This window comes from Gordonia sp. 852002-10350_SCH5691597 (genome assembly GCF_001665715.1).
Lineage (GTDB): Bacteria > Actinomycetota > Actinomycetes > Mycobacteriales > Mycobacteriaceae > Gordonia > Gordonia sputi.
This window is the reverse complement of record NZ_LZMO01000111.1, coordinates 1-17,995: the sequence shown is the minus strand read 5'-3', so window position 1 is coordinate 17,995 and position 17,995 is coordinate 1. Positions and strand designations below refer to the sequence as shown.

Genomic DNA, 17,995 nt, shown 5'->3' with positions numbered 1-17,995 from the left:
TCCCCTACTTTCCGCACCGCCGCGCACACCAGAGCACCGCTACTCGTACACGCCCTCGACCATCCATTCGCCTGCCCGGTAGTAGAGCAGCAGCGCGCGTGAATCCTCCAGGAGCACTTGGGCTCTGGCGACGATGCCGGTATCGTCCATGCCCGCAGGCCACGGTCCGGCCCACCAGCTCAACGCCCAGGTGTCGCGGGCGGCGTCGCGGCCGGGACGTGCCATGCGTACGACGGCGGGCTCGTCGGAGAACGCTCCCCGACCGGTGACGGTCACCGGTTGCCCCGACGCGTCGGTCAACGACACCGGGGCGCGGGACATGACCGCGGGTGCGGGCTGGGGCACGCGGCCTGGCCACGGTGCCTGCGGGTCGCGCTCGGGGATCTTCTCGTCACCGAGTGCGATCATCGTGATCTGCTCCGACGGCCCGCGACCACCACTGCGCACCGGCACCTGCACGGCGTCGCCACCGAGCAGACCCTGCACACGCTCCAACGACCGGCGTGCGCGCTCGGAGACCTCCGACTCGCCCGGCAGTCCCGCACCGGTCAGTGCGTAGCGCAACTCGCCGGCGTCGACCGTTTCCACCGGCTCGAGTCGAAGCATCGCGATCGGCGAGTCGGGTCGGGTGTCGCCGCGACTCCTCCCCCTGCCCGCGCCGGTCAGCCAGCCCTCCAACTGCCACCGGACGCGGTCGGCAGTGGCGTCGGGTGTCAGCGGTTGTGCACACCGCCAGATCCGTGAATGTCGTTGTCCGCGTTCGGTAACGGCCTCGACCCTGAGCTTGGTACACGCCGCGGGTACGTCGGCGAGTCGACGATGCAGCATGTCGGCGAGGCGTCGGCCAGCGAACGCCGCGGCGTCGATCCGGTCGATCGGTGGCTCACAGACGTACTCGATCACCAACTCCGGCGCGACCGCACTGCCCGACGGTCGACGATCGGTCAGCGCGTTGGCCAGCCGGTGGGCGACGGCGGCGTCGGCGGAGAATCTGGTTGCGACGTCGCGTGCAGACATCGCGGCGAAATCGCCGATGGTGACGAGTCCGAGTCGACGCAACAGATCGACCAGCTCTGCCCGTTCGGGCACAGACAAACTCGGCTCCACGTTCAGTTCTGCCACAGGGAGATCGGCCAGATAAGCGCGGCTTCCGCCCGGTTCGACGTGATGACCCCGACGTGCAGCGATCACCGCAGTGAACAGTTCATCGGCAACCCCGACCTGCGATTCGACTCCGCACACCGAGATCTGGTCGACGAGTTGTTCGGCCAGCGACTCCTCTCCGCCGTGATGTCGCGCGGCGCCATCGGCAGGCATCACTACCAGCCCCGGGCGTAGCACCTCGACCACGGCGACCACCTCGGCCACCGCAGCCACCACCGGCTCGAAGAAGCGTGCGTCACGATCGACGTCCGCGGTGAACACCCGCATCTCCGGACACACCGCCTGCGCCTGCCGTTTTCTCATGCCGCGTCGGACCCCCGCCGCTCGGGCAGTCGCCGACGTTGCGGTCACCCGATTGGCCGACAGCACCGCAATCGGTTGTGCCGGAGGCAGATCCTCGTCGGCCGCTGCCGCCATCGCTGGCCAGTCCGGGCACCACACGGCCATGACCCGACCCATCAGTTCGCCACCGCGGTGAGCATCTGGTCGTCTGCGCTGATCTGATCATCCGGTCTACCCACTACCGGTTCTTCCGGGCGTGTCAGCCCCACCAGCCCTGCTTGACCCTGCGCACTCAACGAACTCAGATCGACGTCGGCGCTGCGTCGCCTGCGGTCACGCCCGGTTGCGGTGACCTGCAGCCGCAGACCCCCGATCCGACCGTGCCCACGCCGTGCTGCGGAGAGATCGGCGCCCGACGTTCCCGGGACATGCCGGTAGGTGAGCACGCTCGCCTCCATACGCACCTGCGCGCCCGGCCAATGACCGTCGACGACCAGCAGCGCCGACGACTGCTGGCGCACCCGGCCGCTGACCACCCGGCACCGCGCGGGCGCAACGTCGACTCCACGCAGGCCGAGCACCACCAGATCCATGCCGTCGAGCAGCACCGAGGCGATCTCGATCGGATCGACCCCCGGATCCGGCACGATGGCGATACGGGCGAGATCGGCGCCCATCTCTGCGACCGACAACAAGCTCAGCCACGGCAAGCCGACGATTCCCACCTGACCACCACTGCGACTCACCGCGGCGATCATCGCGACCACCAACGACCGGGCTCCCGAACAGTCGATCACGCTCCCTCGGGCGATTCCCCCGCGGCGAGCATCATGCTGTCGAGAGTTACTGTGCGGCAACAGATCTGCGAGAACATCCGGAAGCGGCAACCTATCGCCGACCTCGTCGACACGATCGACGGACAACCTGTCCGGCATGCCGGACAGCACCGCCATTCGCTTGCGAAGTTGCGCCAACGTATCGGCCCGCGCCCCGTCGGGCAGACCATCCCGGTCGGGCAGACCGCCCTCATCGAGAGCATCGCCATCCGACTGCGATGCGTTCGGATGAGCCAACGGCAAAACACTCATGAAGACCTCCTGGCCAGCGTTGTGATGCATGGCGAGCCGGGAAGTTGCTGCGCCGTCGGTCGCTCGGATCACCGAGTTTGATCGAACGTTTTTTCGATATTCAGATCGTACGACGCCCCTCTGACACTCCGCAACAGCCCAGGTGACGAACGGTCGAGCCGCCGCCCGCGAATGGCAGATATGACCAAAATATACCCGTTGACCTGCACTGTTTGACCGAACACAACCTTCGACAAACCGTCGACACCGCAGACGCGACGACCGGCGCAGGAGCCGACATGATCACCACCCGCAACGGCGCAGACCCACAGCGACGCAGACCCACGACGACGCAGACCCACGACGACGCAGACCCCACAGCGACCCGCACAACAACCACGCCGCCCGAGAACACCTGGGCGGCGTGGCTCAGAACCGCTTGACTCAAAACCGCGCGGCTCAGAACTGCGTGTCCTAGAACTGCGCGGCCTAGAACTGCGCAGCCTAGAACTGCGCAGCCTAGAACTGCGCGGCTCAGAACAAGGTCAACGCCTCGGCCATCTCGGGCGGTGCGATCAGGTCGCGCTCGCCGGTATCCACCAACTCCGTCCTGCCGTGATCGCGGCCGGTCAAACCGTGCCGAGCCACCAACGGCTGCAATCGATCTCGCAGCCATGACGAGTACTCCGCGGTGACATACGCACCCCGGCCGTACAATCCGTTGTACTTGCGCACCAGCGCCGGATGATTAGCGGCAAGCCAATTCATGAACCACGGCTTGGTCGAACTGCGCAGATGCATCGGGAACGCGGTCACACCTGCAGCCCCAGCGTCGGCGAGCGCACCGAGCAGCGCGTCGAGGTGCGCGGTGGAATCGCTCAGATACGGAATGACCGGCGCAACCATCACGTGTGGCGCAAATCCCGCCTCGGCTATCGCACGGATCAGCTCCAACCTCGCCCGCGGCGACGGCGTTCCCGGTTCGATCTGCTTCTGCAGGTCGTCGTCGAAGATGGCCAGCGACACTCCGATACTCACCGGGATCTGAGCCGACGCCTGGCGCAACAGCGGTAGATCTCGACGTAGCAGTGTGCCCTTGGTGAGGATCGACAACGGCGTCCCCGATTCGGCGAGCGCGGTGATCACGCCGGGCATCAGCCGATATCGACCCTCAGCACGCTGATACGGATCGGTGTTGGTGCCCAATGCGACGGTCTCCCGTTGCCACGAACGTCGTCGGAGCTCTTTGCGCAACACCGCGGCGACGTTGAGCTTGACCACCACCTGCGAATCGAAGTCGCGCCCGGCGTCGAGGTCGAGGTACTCGTGCGTCGGCCGCGCGAAACAGTATCGGCACGCGTGCGAACATCCACGAAATGTGTTGACCGTGAACCGGAACGGCAACCCCGACCCCTCCGGCATGGCATTGAGCGCACTCTTGGCGAGCACCTCGTGAAAGGTGATGCCCTCGAACTCCGGAGTCTGCACCGACCGCACGAGTCCTGCACGCGCGAAACCGGGCAGCGCGCCGTCGTCGACTTCGACCACCTGTTCGGACCACCTCATGGTGATGAGTCGAACATACGTACTAGGCACTGTCAACCCGCGCCGCCATGACCGCCATGTATGGACCACTGAACCGCCGACGGGTTCTCGACGGCCACGTCCCCGCGCGCCACGCGGCTATCATTTCCGTATGTCACTCGCCGAGAGCTACCGCACACCGGGTCCGCAGTACCTGGTGGCCGGCCGTTATCGGCTGAAATCCCGAATCGGCGGCGGTGGCATGGGCACCGTCTGGCTCGCCCGCGACCAACTGCTCGATCGCGACGTCGCGGTCAAGCAGGTCCTCTCCACCGAGGGCCTCTCCGACGATTCCGCCGACAATGCCCGTAAGCGCGCGATGCGTGAGGGCAGGATTGCCGCGAAACTCGCCCATCGCAACGCGATCGCGATGCACGACGTTGCGCTCGACCGCGGTGAACCGTGGCTGGTGATGGAGTACCTTCCGTCACGGAGTATCGCCCAGATCCTCTACTCGGCAGGCACACTCGACGTCACCGAATCGGCCAAGATCGGCGCACAGGTCGCCGACGCCATGGCCGAGGCCCACGCCGCGGGCATCGTGCACCGAGACATCAAGCCCGGCAACATCCTCATCTCCGAATCGGGACGTCACGCGGGGCTGGTCAAACTCACCGATTTCGGTATCTCTCGCGCCAAGGACGATGTCTCCCTGACACAAACCGGCGTGATCACCGGCACCCCAGCATATTTCGCCCCCGAGGTCGCGCGCGGTGCCGAACCGTCTGAGGCATCGGACGTGTACTCGCTGGGTGCGACGGTCTACACGATGGTCGAGGGCGAACCACCGTTCGGAGTCGACGACAACTCACTTGTCATGTTGCACAAGGTGGCTCGTGCGCAGATCAATCCGATGAAGCGGGCGGGCGCTCTCGAACCAGTGCTGCTGCACATGCTCGAGCCCAGTCCCACAAAGCGGATCACGATGGCACAGGCCCGCGACGAACTCATCGCGGTCGCGTCGGGTGGCCGCGCCTCCGCCGACCAGGTACTGACGAGCCTGATTCCCCGCGCATCGGGTGCGGCAACCCTTCCCCCGCAGACGCCGCACGGCGCGGGCCCCGCAGGACCCGGCCAGACGTCGCAACCAGATTCGGCCCGTCCCGGTGGTTTCCCATCAGCCCGCCCCGTGTCAGACCAACTAACCTCCGGCACGTCGGTGGCCGCCGGATGGCAGACCCCACCGTCGCAACCTCGACACCACACTCTGGTCTCGTCGACACCGCCATTCCCGAGCGGCCAGTACCCGAGTGGCCAGTATCCAAGCGGGCAATACCCGAGTGGCCGGTATCAAGGCGAGCATTACCCGATCGACCCGTACGCGAGTCTTCCACCCTCCCAACGAGCTTCGGGCACCTCGCCGACGGCCCTCGCGCTGGCGGTACTCGCCTTCTTCGTGGTGCTGGCCGTCGTGATCGTCCTCGCGATCGTCTTGATGCGCTGAGACACACTCGCACTGAAACACACTCGCGCTGAGCCTCAACCGATGTGGCGAGTGGCCGCCCACCGGGTCAACGCATTTCGGTTGGACTGCTGAGTCTTCCGCAAGACGTTCGACGCGTGGGTTTCGACGGTTTTGATCGAGATGAACAACTCTTCGGCGATCTCGCGGTAGGTGTATCCGCGCGCCAACAGACGCAACACCTCGAGTTCTCGCCTTGTGAGAGAGTCGAGTTCGGGATCGAGGGCGGGCTCGGGCACCGACGACTTCCCGGTGAACGAATCGAGCACGAATCCGGCGAGCCGCGGACTGAATACCGCATCGCCGTCTGCGACACGTCGGACCGCGTCCGCGAGTTCCCGACCGTCGATCGTCTTGGTCACGTACCCGCGTGCGCCCGCCCTGATCGTGGCGATCACATCCTCGGCGGCGTCGGACACGCTGAGCGCGAGGAAGACGGGCGCGTCGTCGCCCAATGTCTCTGTGACACCGCGCAATACGGAGACACCACCGCCCGCGGGCATGTGTACGTCGAGGAGCACGACGTCTGGCCGCAGTCGCGTGATCGCAGTGATCGAATCGGCGACGGTGCCCGCCTCGCCGACCACGTGCAATCCCGGTTCGTCGGCGAGTTCGGCGCGTACACCCGAGCGGAACACCGCGTGGTCGTCGACGAGAAACACGCGGCACAATGCGCTCTGTGCATCCGGCCCGGCGGTCGCGTTCTCGTTCATCGTGCCTTCCCGTGGTCGATCGACTCGTCGGTGTGCGTGGCTTCCTGCGTGGCCTCGTGCGCGTCGTCGTGGCCATCGCTATCCGCGTCGGCGTGCGTCGTGGGACGCGGCATGATCAGTCGGATGTTCGTGCCGCGCCCCGGCGTCGAATCGATACGTGCCTGTCCCCCAGCACGTTCCACCCGAGACTTGATGGAGCGCGTAAGCCCCTGCCTGTCCGGGTCGACACCGTCACGATCGAATCCGACGCCTCGATCGCGCACGAACACCTCGACCTCCTCGTCGCCCACCTCCATGTAGACGTCGACGCTACGCTCGCCCGAGTGCTTGGCCGCGTTGACGAGCGCCTCGCGCGTCGCTCCGATCAGAGCGGGCCAGCGTCGTACCTCGCTCCCCGGTCCGTGACGGGCTCCCTCGTCGGGACGCAGATCACCGACGGTGATCACCTCGACCTCGATCCCATACGTGTCTTCCACCTCTGCGCCGACCTCCCGGATCGACGCACTCAACGACGTGCCGCGCTGCGCGACGTCGCCGAAGAGCCACCCACGCAGCTCGCGCTCCTGACTGCGGGCCAACCGGGCGACCTCCTCGGGCTTGCCCGCCTGCTTCTGGATGAGCGCGAGGGTCTGCAGCACCGAGTCGTGAAGGTGGGATGCGATCTCCTCACGCTCGGCGTTTCGGATTCGGGCGGCACGCTCCTCGTTCAGCGCGCGCCACAACCGCATCCACAGGGGCACGGTCAGCAGCACGACACCGATCAAGGTTGCTGCGACGGCAAGCAACGTGGTGCTCAAGCCGCCGTAGTTGCGTCTGCCCGCCACGACTATCACTGCAAGACCACCGACGACGAGAACCGCGCCGCCCGCCAACCGTGTCCAGGTGAGCGCGGTGCTGTGGGGCGCGGTCTTCGACGTGTCGAACTCGCGCCACACCAGGCCCGCACCGACCATGACGAAGACGAACGGCACGAGATAGGCGGCAGGCGTTCCCGACGCCGCGAACCCGACGACGGTCATCGCAACCAGCGCGAGCACCGCGAGACCCAATGCTTGTCGACGCTCCCCCGGCGCGGGCGATTCGGTGTCGTTGCCCTGCGGGCAGAAGAACCACAGCAGTCCGTAGGCCAGCACGCCGGCACCCGCCAGCGCCGCCAACACCACTAACACCACACGGACGCGGAACGCGTCGACGCCGAGATGGTCGGCAACGCCGCCCGCAACGCCACCGATGACCCGGCCCGCGTCACGCCGCACCAGCCGAGGGATCGGTGGCACGTCGGGGGCAGCGGGGGTACTCACACTTCGATACTGCCCCACACACCCCGGTCGCCACATCAGGGTCGTTCCCCGATTTCCGGGGGAACGTCAGGGTATGTCCCCGATGCCCACAGCACGCGATGCCGCCAGGATTGGACTCATGGATGCCACACAAGTCCGCGGAGACATCGAACAGCTCTGGCACACGCGTCCCGTTCGCCCGGCGGTTCCACGCACCGTCGCAGGTGTCTGCGCCGGCATCGCGTTCCGCTACCGCGTCGATCCGACGCTGGTGAAGGTGGCTTTCGTCGTCTCGACGCTGTTCGGTGGGAGCGGCCTGCTCCTCTACATCATCGGCTGGATCGCATTCCCCTCGAGCAGACTGTCGGCCGCCGGACCCGCCAACGATCGCAGCGGACACGGTCACGGCCGCCATCACAACCCGAAGTTCGTGATCGTCGTCGCCGTCGTGATCATCCTGGTGATGTCGTTCGGTCCGCACGGCACCTGGAGTTCGGGGGCCGTGCTCGGCACCGTCCTCATGGTGCTCGGCTGGTGGCTGCTGTTCCGTCGAACACCGACACCGCTTCCCGGAACGAGCGCCGACACGCTCGACGCGGCGCCGCCGGCCAGTTCGGATCAGTTCCAACGCTGGACTCCACGCGCGCTGCGCACCGGTGCAGCGCCGACCTTCGCGGGCTCGACGGGAGCGCCGGTCGCCGTCCCGACCCCCGCCGCCGTCCCCACCGCACCTCGCGTAGACAGTGCCGACGCGGTGACCTCGGTGTTCACCACCGCCGACCGTCAACCGCCCTCGTGGGACCCGCTCGGTGCCGCACGGTTCGCCTGGGATCTACCCGAACCCTCGACGCCGACGCCGCCCGCGGTACCGGAGAACCGACACTCCTCGACTCGGGCATCGCTCCTCGTCGTCGGAGCCGCTCTTCTGGCAGCGATGAGCGGTGTGGCCGCACATCAGGCGGGAGTCGAGTGGTTCACCCCGACGCGCATTCTCTCCCTGGCCCTCGCGGTCGTCGGCGTTGGCCTGCTCACGCTCGCCGCGTTGCGTCGATCCACTGGGCGACGACAGGTCGGACTCGTCCCCCTCACCGTCGCGTTGGGCGCGGCGGTCATCGTCACCGGCGCAACGACGACGTGGGTCGGACAGTCCGACGAGAGCGTCGTGCCGTCCGGCGGTGTGGGTCAGCGCATGTATAAGCCACTGTCCGAGAACGACATTCGCGACAGCTACTCGGTCACCATGGGCGCGCTCGAACTCGACGTCCGTGACCTCACACTCACGTCGGACCGCACCGTCGACCTTCGTGCGGGCCTCGGCGAGGTGACCGTCCGGGTTCCGAAAGACATGAACGTGCGAGCGAACTGCACGTTGAATGTCGGTGACCCGCAGTGTCCAGAAGGGCTATCCGTCGGCACGGCCGGCGCCGACAAGCCGGTGTTGACGATCAACGCGCACGCCAACGTGGGCAGCGTGGAGGTGACCCGATGAACGACTGGAGCCCAAAAGGCATGAAAACAGAAGGCATGGAGACAGACGGCAAGGGAACAGTCGGCATGGAAACAGGGAGCACCGGGCAGGCTAGTGGTGCCGTCGGCCGCCGCGCTCCCGGTCTCGCCCTCCTCGGCATCGCCGCGATCGCGGTGGCGATCTGGGGCCTGACCGATACGCCCGGTCTCCCGTCGGCGTCGGTCCTCGGCTGGGGCGTCGTCGGGATCGGGCTGATCGTCGGCCTGGTGCTCCTGGTCAGCGGCGCGCGACGGCGATAGCGTTCGCCTCTACTTCCGCTCGGCCCTATTCCCACTCGATGGTGCCTGGCGGCTTGCTCGTGACGTCGAGGACGACGCGGTTCACGTCGGGCACCTCGTTGGTGATGCGGGTGGAGATCGTCTCGAGCACCTCATACGGCACGCGCGTCCAGTCGGCGGTCATCGCGTCCTCGCTCGATACCGGCCGGAGGACGATCGGATGCCCGTAGGTGCGGCCGTCGCCTTGGACGCCGACGCTGCGCACGTCGGCCAGTAACACCACGGGGCACTGCCAGATCTGGTGATCGAGACCCGCGGCGGTCAGCTCCTCGCGGGCGATGAGGTCGGCCTTGCGCAGCATCGAGAGGCGGTCGGCGGTCACGTCGCCGACGATGCGGATGGCAAGACCGGGTCCGGGGAATGGCTGACGCCCCACGATCTCCTCGGGCAAACCGAGTTCACGTCCGACCGCTCGCACCTCGTCTTTGAACAACAACCGCAGGGGCTCGACGAGGCTGAACTCGAGATCGTCTGGCAGCCCGCCGACGTTGTGGTGGCTCTTGATGTTTGCGGTACCGCTACCGCCGCCGGATTCGACGACGTCGGGGTACAGCGTGCCCTGCACCAGAAAGTCGACCTTGTCGCCGTTGGCCGCCCGATCGCCGAGCACGTCACTGACCGCACCTTCGAACGAGCGGATGAACTCGCGTCCGATGATCTTACGTTTGGTCTCGGGATCGCTGACGCCGGACAGTTCGGCGAGGAACTTGTCTGCGGCGTCGACCGTCACCAGCCGCGCACCGGTGGCGGCGACGAAGTCGTGCTCGACCTGCTCACGCTCACCGGCACGTAGCAGTCCGTGGTCGACGAACACGCAGGTCAGACGGTCGCCGATGGCTCGCTGAACCAGCGCTGCCGCAACCGCGGAGTCGACACCGCCGGACAGACCGCAGATCGCGAGGCCGTCGCCGATCTGGTCGGAGACCTGGTCGATCAGTGCGTCGGCGATGCTCGCGGGCGTCCAATCGGCCTCGAGGCCCGCGATCTCGTAGAGGAACCGGGTGAGTACCTGCTGTCCGTGCGGCGTGTGCAGCACCTCGGGGTGGTACTGCACGCCTGCCATCTTCGACTCGACGGACTCGAACGCCGCGACGGGCGCACCGGGCGTCGATCCTGTGACGACGAAGCCCTCGGGCGCCACCTGCACGGCGTCGTTGTGGCTCATCCACACGGGCTGGTTGCGATCGAGACCGCGATGCAGCACGCCGTCGTCGGTGGCGGTGAACGTCGTGCGCCCGAACTCGCGCCCACCTGTGTTGGCCACCTCGCCGCCGAGCGCGGCAGCCATTGTCTGAAAGCCATAGCAGATCCCGAACACGGGGATGCCCAGCTCGAGGATTGCGGGGTCGAGGCTCGGCGCGTCGTCGGCGTAGACCGACGCCGGTCCGCCGGACAGGATGATCGCGGCAGGATCCTTGGCCTTGAACTCGTCGATCGAGGCGTCGTGGGCGATGACCTCGGAGTAGATGCGCGCCTCACGGACACGTCGAGCGATCAGTTGCGCATACTGTGCACCGAAGTCGACGACGAGGACCGGTCGCGGGCCCTCGACGAGCGCGTTCTCGGCAGAAGATCGGTCGGCAGGCGAGTTGTCGGCGGAAGAGTCTGTCACCACCCCATTCTATGCGTGCGCACCGACGTCATCACCGCGCAGGCGGCACCCGTCACCGCCGCGCAGGCGGGGCCCTCGGAGCGCAGGTGCCGCCGTGGGATACTCCATGTCGATATGAGCACCTCAGACGAGCGCGAAAAGGCCAGGTCATCCGCCGACAGGCCGGGGCGGCGATGGCTGTCCCTGTCGATCTCCGACATCACCCAGGCCGCCGTGTTCGCCGCACTGATCGCCGCACTCGGCTTGCCGGGGCAGATCAGCGTCGGCAGCGCGGGCGTACCCATCACGTTTCAGACCCTTGGTGTGATGCTGACCGGCGCCATCCTCGGCCCCAAGAAGGGCACGCTGGCGGTGGTCATCTTCATCGTCCTCGCGATCGCGGGACTCCCGATCCTCTCGGGCGGTCGCAACGGATTGACCGCACTGTCGTCGCCGACGGCCGGGTTCTTCGTCGGCTTCCTGCCCGGCGTGTTCGTGATCGGGTTGTTGACGGCGTTCATGATGCCGCGCTATCGAATCCTGCTGGGCATCGTGGCGAATCTGATCGGCGGAGTGCTGGTGATCTACATCTGCGGCACCATCGGCCTGATGATTCGCGCCGACCTCACGCTGTGGGCGGCGATCGCGGCCAACGGCTGGTTCATCGCAGGCGATGCCGTCAAGGCGGTGATCGCGGCGCTCGTCGCCAGCCAGGTGCACCGGGGGTGGCCGGGCCTCATCACCCCACTGCGCATCCGACGTGGACGCGTCGTCGCACTCACCGCATGACAACTCACCGCATGGACCTCGCGTGATCGAATTCCGCGATGTCTCACACTCATTCGACGGCCGTCGGGTGTTGAGTGACGTCTCGGTCGACCTCCCCGAACGACGCATCGGCATCGTGGGTGCCAACGGCAGCGGAAAGTCGACGCTGGCGCGGATGATCAACGCGCTCGTCGTCCCCGACACCGGGACCGTCGTGGTCGATGGCCTCGACGCGTCAAAGGAGAAGCGTCGTGTTCGACGGCGCGTCGGGTTCATCTTCTCCGACCCTGACCGGCAGATCATCATGCCGACGGTGCGCGAGGACATCGAACTCTCGCTGACCAGAACGGATCTGAACAAAGCCGAACGTCGAGAGCGCGCGATGAGCGTGCTCGATCGTTTCGGCCTCGCCGACCACGCCGACCAACCCGCGAGCAGATTGTCCGGCGGGCAGAAGCAACTCCTCGCACTCGCAGCCGTATTCGTCACCGAACCGTCGATCATCGTCGCCGACGAACCGACGACGCTCCTCGATCTACGCAACAGCCGCATGTTGCGCCGCGTGTTCGCCGACCTGGATGTCCAACTCGTCGTGGTCACCCACGACCTCGACCTGGTCGACGACTTCGAGCGCGTTCTCGTCATCGACGACGGGGTCATCACCGTCGACGATGTGCCCGGCGTCGCACTGCCCGCCTATCGCGAGGCGATGGCATGAATCCGCTCGGCACGTACCGGCCCGGAAACTCGCTGCTGCACAGGGCCTCCCCTGGCGTGAAGTTGCTGGGCCTCGCCGCAGGCATTCTCGTCATCACCCTGTGTGTGAGAACCCTTCCGGCGCTCGGCGTTGCCACCGCCGCGGTCGTCGCGGTCTACGCCCTGGCCGGCATCGGCCCTGTCACGGCGTGGCGCCAGTTCCGGCCGACGCTGTGGATTCTGTTGTTCGTCTTCGTGTTTCAGCTCATCTTCACCGACTGGCGTCGAGCGGTTCTGGTGTGCGGCATACTCGCGCTCTCGGTACTGCTGGCCGCCGTCGTCAGCCTGACCACCCGCACCACCGACATGCTCGATTCGCTGACGCGCGCCATGTCGCCGCTGAGCAAGCTCGGCGTGCGCACCGACCTGATCGCGATCTCGCTCGCCCTGACCATCCGGACGATTCCACTGATCGTCGAGATCGCAGGCCAGGTCGACGAGGCGCGCCGCGCACGCGGACTGCGGCCCGGTGCACGAATCCTGGTCGCGCCCATCGTGATCGCCGCGCTGCGGACCGCCGACGGGTTCGCCGAGAGCCTCAGCGCCCGCGGGCTGGACTGATCACACCGGAGTGCTCGGGTTCCGAGCCGCGCAGAAAGTTACGCCTCGTGGGTCGTTCGCATGTACCGGTACAGGCGGAGGACCCGAAGGGTGTGGTTTTCTGCGCGCGCCACCCCGCTGCCGGGCGTGCGGTCAGGACGTCACAGCCGAGGACACCGGCGTGATCGGCAGCCGCAGCGCACCAGGCGCGTCGGCGGGAACCACCGGGTGTGCCGGCGCGATCGGGGCGAGCCGTAGGTAACCACTTCCCTGCTCGGGACGCTGGTCGTCTTCGCCCTTGTTGGGCCATAACGAGATCGCGCGCTCGGCCTGCGCCGAGATGGTCAGCGACGGGTTGACACCGAGGTTCGCCGAGACCGCAGCACCGTCGGTGACATGCAGTGTCGGATAGCCCCACACACGGTGGTACGCGTCGACGACGCCGTTCGCGGGGTCGTCGGAGATGGCACACCCGCCGAGGTAGTGGGCGGTGAGCGGCATGTTCATCACGTCGCCCCACGTGCCACCGGCGAGCCCTCCCGGCAGGATGTCGGCGATGCGTCGAGTTGCCTCGTTGCCCTTGGGAATCCACGTCGGATTCGGCTCACCGTGGCCCTGCTTGCTCGTGACGTAGCGGAACGGCCCGCGCTTGCGAACGAATGTGGTCAGCGAGTTGTCGCTGCTCTGCATCACCAGGGCGATCACGGTGCGCTGACTCCACTTGCGCACGAAGAGAAGCCGCACGAGAAGGAAGGGATTCCGCGCGATCTCCTTCAGGAACTGGCCGAACCGGTTGCGCCTGCTCCCACCATCGGTGAGCACCGTCTGCAGATACGCGATCGCGTTGCTGCCCTTGCCGTATCGAACCGGCTCGATGTGCGTGTTGGGCTCCGGATGGAACGACGACGTGATCGCCACCCCGTGCGAATAGTCGTGCTGCGGATCGTATTTCGCGGCCATCGCGCCGAGGATCGATTCGGAGTTGGTACGGGTCAGCGCGCCCATCGCGTCGGAGATATTCGGAAGCGTCGTGCCCTTCGCTCGGTGGAGAAGCTTCTGGGTGTTGAACGTTCCGGCCGCGACGATCACCTGATCTGCGGTGAAGGTGCGCTTACCCGCGCCGAACGGACCCCACGACGACGAGCCCCTGGTCTCGACCTCCCACGTCCCGTCGGCACGGTGCACGAGTCCGTCGACGGTGGTGCGGTCGATGATCGTTGCGCCATTGCGCTCGGCGAGACCGAGGTAGTTCTTCATCAGGGTGTTCTTCGCGCCGACCCGACAGCCGGTCATGCACGCGCCACATTCGGTGCACGCGGTCCGCTCGGGTCCGGCGCCACCGAAGTACGGATCCGGGACGGTCTCGCCCGGCACTCCCGCCAGGCCGGTCTTGGCACCGAAGAACACGCCGACCGGCGTCGACGTGAACGTGTCGGCCGCACCCATCTGCTCGGCGACGGTGCGCATCACCCGATCCGATTCGGTGACAGTGGGATTGGTGACGACGCCCAGCATGCGTCGAGCCTGTTCGTAATGCGGCGTGAGCTCGGCCTCCCAGTCGGTGATGTGGTTCCACTGCGGGTCGGTGAAGAACGGTGTCGGAGGCTTGTACAGAGTGTTGGCGTAGTTGAGCGAGCCACCGCCGACGCCCGCTCCCGCCATGATCATCACGTCTTTGAGTGCGTGGATGCGCTGAATCCCGTACAGCCCGAGCTTCGGCGCCCAGAGCCACTTGTGGAGACGCCAACTCGTCTTGGCGAACTCGTGGTCTTCGAACCGACGTCCGGCTTCGATCACCCCGACGCGGTACCCCTTCTCGACGAGGCGCAGCGCACTGACGCTGCCGCCGAAACCGGAACCGACGATGAGCACGTCGAAGTGAGACTTGTTCTCGCGCTGGTTGAGCTTGTTCTCGCGCTGGTTGAGCTTGTCGAAACCATGGTGGGCTGCCATAGCCAACCATTCTAACGCTCGTTGTCACATGACGTGACGGCGGTCTCACCTGATGGGCAGGTGCGGCCTCACGCGCGGACCGACAGCCCTACCTTCTGGAACTCCTTGAGATCGGAGTAGCCGGCCTTCGCCATCGAACGACGCAGCGCGCCAACGAGATTCAGCTCTCCGAACGGGTCGTCGGACGGTCCGTTGAGCACGGTCTCAAGGCTCGGTCGGCCCTCGTCGGTCGCGACGCGCAGCAGTGCGCCGCGCGGAGTGTCGGGATGTGCTGCGGCCGACGGCCAGTACCAGCCATGCCCGGGGGCTTCGGCTGCTGCGGCCAACGGAGTGCCGAGCACCGCGGCGTCGGCTCCACAGGCGATCGCCTTGGCGAGATCGCCCGAGGTGTGGATGTCGCCGTCGGCGATGACGTGAACGTAGCGTCCACCGGTCTCGTCGAGGTATTCCCGACGTGCCGCCGCGGCGTCGGCGATGGCGGTGGCCATCGGAACGCCGATACCGAGCACCTCCGACGTCGTCGTCGCTCCTTCGGCGGAGCCGTATCCTACGATCACGCCGGCAGCACCGGTCCGCATCAGGTGAAGCGCTGTCCGGTGGTCGTGCACGCCGCCGGCGATCACCGGGATGTCGAGTTCGGCGATGAATGTCTTGAGGTTGAGGGGTTCTTCTTCGCCCCGGACGACGTGCTCGGCGGAGATGATCGTGCCGTGCACGACCAGGATCTCCACTCCGGCTGCCAGGAGAGCAGGCGTCAGTTCCGGCGCGTGTTGCGGGCTCACCCGGACGGCGGTCGTCACGCCTGCGTCGCGCACAAAGCTCACTGCTTCGCCGAGCAGATCGGTATCGATCGGGGCGCGATGCAGTTCCTGCAGAAAGCGCACGGGCGCGGACGGATCGGGATCGTTGAGCGCGATGTCGACGAGTTGCGCGATCTTTTCCTCGACGTCGCGGTGACGCGCCCAGAGGCCCTCGCCGTTGATCGCGCCGAGGGAGCCGAGCTTTCCGAGCGTCACCGCCATCTGTGGGGAGACGAGGGCGTCGGTGGGATGGCTCAGGATCGGCGAGTCGAATCGATACGCGTCGATCTGCCAGGCCGTCGACACCTCTTTCGACGAGCGCGTCCGTCGTGATGGGACGATGCTGATGTCGTCGAGTTCGTATGTTCGACGGGCGGTTCTGCCCATGCCGATATCGGTCAGGTCACGCACCGTTGCGCCTCTCTTGGGGTTTGATGGACTGCTATTCGACTGTGCGGCGTCGTGATCGCGACGATCACGACGACGTCAGCGGGAATAGTAGTTCGGCGCCTCGGCGGTCAGTGTGATGTCGTGCGGATGCGATTCCTTGAGGCCCGCCGCGGTGATCTGGACGAACCGTGCACCCTGTAGGTGATCGATGGTCGACGATCCGGTGTACCCCATCGACGCACGAAGCCCGCCGACGAGCTGGTGGACCACCTGGCCGAGTGGCCCGCGGTAGGGCACCCGTCCTTCGATGCCCTCGGGGACCAGCTTCTCCTCGGCGAGCACGTCGTCTTGGAAGTAGCGGTCCTTGGAGTACGACTTGGCCTGTCCACGACCCTGCATGGCGCCGAGCGATCCCATGCCTCGGTAGCTCTTGAACTGCTTACCGTTGACCAGGATCAGGTCGCCGGGAGCCTCGGCCGTGCCTGCGAGGAGCGAACCGAGCATGACGGTCGACGCGCCCGCCGCGAGTGCCTTGGCGATGTCGCCGGAGTACTGCACGCCACCGTCGGCGATGACCGGAACGCCTGCCTTGTTGCAGACGGCGACGGCTTCGAGGATGGCGGTGATCTGCGGGGCACCGACACCTGCGACGACGCGGGTCGTGCAGATCGAGCCGGGACCGACACCGACCTTGACGGCGTCGGCGCCCGCGTCGACGAGCGCCTGCGCGGCCTCACGCGTTGCGACATTGCCGCCGACGATCTGTACGCGATCGCCGATCTCGGCCTTGAGCTTGGCGACCATCTCGAGCACTAGCCGGTTATGCGCGTGGGCGGTGTCGACGATGATCACATCGGCGCCGGCGTCGGAGAGCGCCATCGCGCGTTCCCACTGCGGGTCGCCGGTTCCCACAGCCGCACCGACGAGCAGTCGACCGTCGGAATCCTTGGTGGCGAGCGGGTGCTGCTCGGTCTTGACGAAGTCTTTCACCGTGATGAGACCGGTGAGCTTGCCGTTGCCGTCGACGATCGGCAGCTTCTCGACCTTGTTGCGACGCAGGAGGCCGAGCGCGGCCTCGGCGGACACGCCCTCCTGGGCGGTGATGAGCGGCGCCTTGGTCATCACTTCGGAGACGGGGCGGTTCTGGTCGACCTCGAAGCGCATGTCGCGGTTGGTGATGATGCCGACGAGTTCGCCGCGATCGTCGACGACCGGCAGGCCGGAGATGCGGTACCGGGCGCACATGGCGTCGACCTCGGCGAGGGTGTTGCTCGGCGAACAGGTCACCGGATCGGTCACCATGCCCGCCTCGGAGCGCTTGACCGTCTCCACCTGGCCGGCCTGGGCCTCGATCGACAAGTTGCGGTGAAGGACGCCCATGCCGCCCGCGCGCGCCATGGCGATGGCCATGCGCGACTCGGTGACGGTGTCCATCGCCGAACTGACGAGAGGCACGCGGAGCGTGATCTCCTTGGTCACCCGCGTGGATGTGTCGACCTCACTGGGAATCACATCCGATGCCGAGGGCAACAAAAGGACGTCGTCAAACGTCAGTCCGAGCATTGCGACCTTGCCGGGGTCGTCTCCTCCGGTGCGAACCTGCGTCATTCGTCCATTCTATCTGGTAATGGGCCGCCGCTGATTTCGCCCGCAGCGAAGCGATCGCGCCGGGTCGTGGCGGCGCCGCCCCGTTCTGCACGACGAAGAGCGAGGGCGTCGGCTCGTGGCGGCGCCGCCCCGTTCTGCACGACGAAGAGCGAGGGCGTCGGCTCGTGGCTGCGCCGCCCCGTTCTGCACGACGAAGAGCGAGGGCGTCGGCTCGTGGCTGCGCCGCCCCGT

General features: G+C 66.7%; 16 protein-coding genes. 7 read left to right on the top strand and 9 right to left on the bottom strand.

Annotation, left to right across the window (positions count from 1 at the left end; all coding sequences use genetic code 11):
- Positions 1–39 precede the first annotated feature (39 nt).
- Together A5777_RS08240 and A5777_RS08235 are read right to left on the bottom strand one after the other, a co-directional pair.
- A complete protein-coding gene (locus A5777_RS08240; protein WP_005207906.1) occupies positions 40–1,623 on the bottom strand; it encodes a DNA polymerase Y family protein in 1,584 nt (527 codons plus the stop codon).
- The gene (locus tag A5777_RS08235; protein WP_064862283.1) at positions 1,623–2,534 is read right to left on the bottom strand and encodes a hypothetical protein; all 912 of its coding nucleotides are present in this window, start codon (positions 2,532–2,534) and stop codon (positions 1,623–1,625) included. Before A5777_RS08235 ends, A5777_RS08240 begins: the two co-directional genes overlap by 1 nt.
- 212 nt (positions 2,535–2,746) lie before the next feature.
- Here A5777_RS08235 and A5777_RS08230 point away from each other — a divergent pair, with 212 nt between their 5' ends.
- A complete protein-coding gene (locus tag A5777_RS08230) occupies positions 2,747–2,956 on the top strand; it encodes a hypothetical protein (protein WP_064862270.1) in 210 nt (69 codons plus the stop codon).
- Positions 2,957–3,047: 91 nt separating this feature from the next.
- Here A5777_RS08230 and A5777_RS08225 read toward each other — a convergent pair whose 3' ends face one another.
- The gene (locus tag A5777_RS08225; protein ID WP_064862269.1) at positions 3,048–4,079 is read right to left on the bottom strand and encodes an Rv2578c family radical SAM protein; all 1,032 of its coding nucleotides are present in this window, start codon (positions 4,077–4,079) and stop codon (positions 3,048–3,050) included.
- 130 nt (positions 4,080–4,209) lie between these two features.
- Between A5777_RS08225 and A5777_RS08220 the strand changes: the two genes are divergently transcribed.
- Positions 4,210–5,541 (top strand): serine/threonine-protein kinase, encoded by a 1,332-nt coding sequence (locus A5777_RS08220; RefSeq protein ID WP_005207910.1) that lies wholly within the window; start codon positions 4,210–4,212, stop codon positions 5,539–5,541.
- 35 nt (positions 5,542–5,576) lie between these two features.
- Here A5777_RS08220 and A5777_RS08215 read toward each other — a convergent pair whose 3' ends face one another.
- A complete protein-coding gene (locus A5777_RS08215) occupies positions 5,577–6,272 on the bottom strand; it encodes a response regulator (protein ID WP_005207911.1) in 696 nt (231 codons plus the stop codon).
- Entirely contained in the window at positions 6,269–7,609 is a 1,341-nt protein-coding gene (locus A5777_RS08210) for a PspC domain-containing protein (RefSeq protein ID WP_442903024.1), read from the bottom strand. The genes A5777_RS08215 and A5777_RS08210 overlap by 4 nt, the downstream gene beginning before the upstream one ends.
- Positions 7,610–7,691: 82 nt before the next feature.
- Between A5777_RS08210 and A5777_RS08205 the strand changes: the two genes are divergently transcribed.
- Together A5777_RS08205 and A5777_RS08200 are read left to right on the top strand one after the other, a co-directional pair.
- Positions 7,692–9,041 carry a PspC domain-containing protein gene (locus tag A5777_RS08205; protein ID WP_064862282.1) on the top strand — a complete coding sequence of 450 codons (1,350 nt, stop codon included), beginning with the start codon at positions 7,692–7,694 and terminating at the stop codon, positions 9,039–9,041.
- A complete protein-coding gene (locus tag A5777_RS08200) occupies positions 9,038–9,319 on the top strand; it encodes a hypothetical protein (protein WP_442903023.1) in 282 nt (93 codons plus the stop codon). Before A5777_RS08205 ends, A5777_RS08200 begins: the two co-directional genes overlap by 4 nt.
- A gap of 25 nt (positions 9,320–9,344) precedes the next feature.
- Here the strand turns inward: A5777_RS08200 and guaA are convergent, their stop codons facing one another.
- Positions 9,345–10,970, bottom strand: a complete 1,626-nt coding sequence (gene guaA / locus A5777_RS08195) for a glutamine-hydrolyzing GMP synthase (protein ID WP_064862280.1) — start codon at positions 10,968–10,970, stop codon at positions 9,345–9,347.
- Positions 10,971–11,084: 114 nt separating this feature from the next.
- On the opposite strand from guaA, the gene A5777_RS08190 reads away from it, so the two are divergent.
- From A5777_RS08190 to A5777_RS08180, 3 genes are read left to right on the top strand one after another with little or no spacing between them, the layout of a single operon-like run.
- On the top strand, positions 11,085–11,738 hold the full coding sequence (locus tag A5777_RS08190) for a biotin transporter BioY (protein WP_064862279.1): 654 nt from the start codon (positions 11,085–11,087) through the stop codon (positions 11,736–11,738).
- A 22-nt stretch (positions 11,739–11,760) separates the two neighbouring features.
- Positions 11,761–12,435 carry an energy-coupling factor ABC transporter ATP-binding protein gene (locus A5777_RS08185; protein WP_064862278.1) on the top strand — a complete coding sequence of 225 codons (675 nt, stop codon included), beginning with the start codon at positions 11,761–11,763 and terminating at the stop codon, positions 12,433–12,435.
- Positions 12,432–13,034 (top strand): energy-coupling factor transporter transmembrane component T family protein, encoded by a 603-nt coding sequence (locus tag A5777_RS08180; protein WP_064862267.1) that lies wholly within the window; start codon positions 12,432–12,434, stop codon positions 13,032–13,034. Before A5777_RS08185 ends, A5777_RS08180 begins: the two co-directional genes overlap by 4 nt.
- 132 nt (positions 13,035–13,166) lie before the next feature.
- Here the strand turns inward: A5777_RS08180 and A5777_RS08175 are convergent, their stop codons facing one another.
- The 3 genes from A5777_RS08175 to guaB all read right to left on the bottom strand — a co-directional run bounded on the left by A5777_RS08175 (position 13,167) and on the right by guaB (position 17,764).
- Positions 13,167–14,966, bottom strand: a complete 1,800-nt coding sequence (locus A5777_RS08175) for a GMC family oxidoreductase N-terminal domain-containing protein (protein WP_231894987.1) — start codon at positions 14,964–14,966, stop codon at positions 13,167–13,169.
- Positions 14,967–15,034: 68 nt separating this feature from the next.
- A complete protein-coding gene (locus tag A5777_RS08170) occupies positions 15,035–16,177 on the bottom strand; it encodes a GuaB3 family IMP dehydrogenase-related protein (RefSeq protein WP_064862266.1) in 1,143 nt (380 codons plus the stop codon).
- A gap of 75 nt (positions 16,178–16,252) precedes the next feature.
- On the bottom strand, positions 16,253–17,764 hold the full coding sequence (gene guaB / locus A5777_RS08165) for an IMP dehydrogenase (RefSeq protein WP_005207921.1): 1,512 nt from the start codon (positions 17,762–17,764) through the stop codon (positions 16,253–16,255).
- Positions 17,765–17,995: the final 231 nt, after the last annotated feature.

Excerpts from the sequence above, each read along its gene's own strand:
- A5777_RS08210 (WP_442903024.1), bottom strand. The coding sequence starts at position 7,609 with ATGTGGCGACCGGGGTGTGTGGGGCAGTATCGAAGTGTGAGTACCCCC.
- A5777_RS08190 (WP_064862279.1), top strand. The coding sequence starts at position 11,085 with ATGAGCACCTCAGACGAGCGCGAAAAGGCCAGGTCATCCGCCGACAGG.
- A5777_RS08175 (WP_231894987.1), bottom strand. The coding sequence starts at position 14,966 with ATGGCAGCCCACCATGGTTTCGACAAGCTCAACCAGCGCGAGAACAAG.
- A5777_RS08180 (WP_064862267.1), top strand. The coding sequence starts at position 12,432 with ATGAATCCGCTCGGCACGTACCGGCCCGGAAACTCGCTGCTGCACAGG.
- A5777_RS08225 (WP_064862269.1), bottom strand. The coding sequence starts at position 4,079 with ATGAGGTGGTCCGAACAGGTGGTCGAAGTCGACGACGGCGCGCTGCCC.
- A5777_RS08240 (WP_005207906.1), bottom strand. The coding sequence starts at position 1,623 with ATGGGTCGGGTCATGGCCGTGTGGTGCCCGGACTGGCCAGCGATGGCG.
- A5777_RS08215 (WP_005207911.1), bottom strand. The coding sequence starts at position 6,272 with ATGAACGAGAACGCGACCGCCGGGCCGGATGCACAGAGCGCATTGTGC.
- A5777_RS08205 (WP_064862282.1), top strand. The coding sequence starts at position 7,692 with ATGGATGCCACACAAGTCCGCGGAGACATCGAACAGCTCTGGCACACG.
- A5777_RS08220 (WP_005207910.1), top strand. The coding sequence starts at position 4,210 with ATGTCACTCGCCGAGAGCTACCGCACACCGGGTCCGCAGTACCTGGTG.
- A5777_RS08235 (WP_064862283.1), bottom strand. The coding sequence starts at position 2,534 with ATGAGTGTTTTGCCGTTGGCTCATCCGAACGCATCGCAGTCGGATGGC.
- A5777_RS08200 (WP_442903023.1), top strand. The coding sequence starts at position 9,038 with ATGAACGACTGGAGCCCAAAAGGCATGAAAACAGAAGGCATGGAGACA.
- guaB (WP_005207921.1), bottom strand. The coding sequence starts at position 17,764 with ATGACGCAGGTTCGCACCGGAGGAGACGACCCCGGCAAGGTCGCAATG.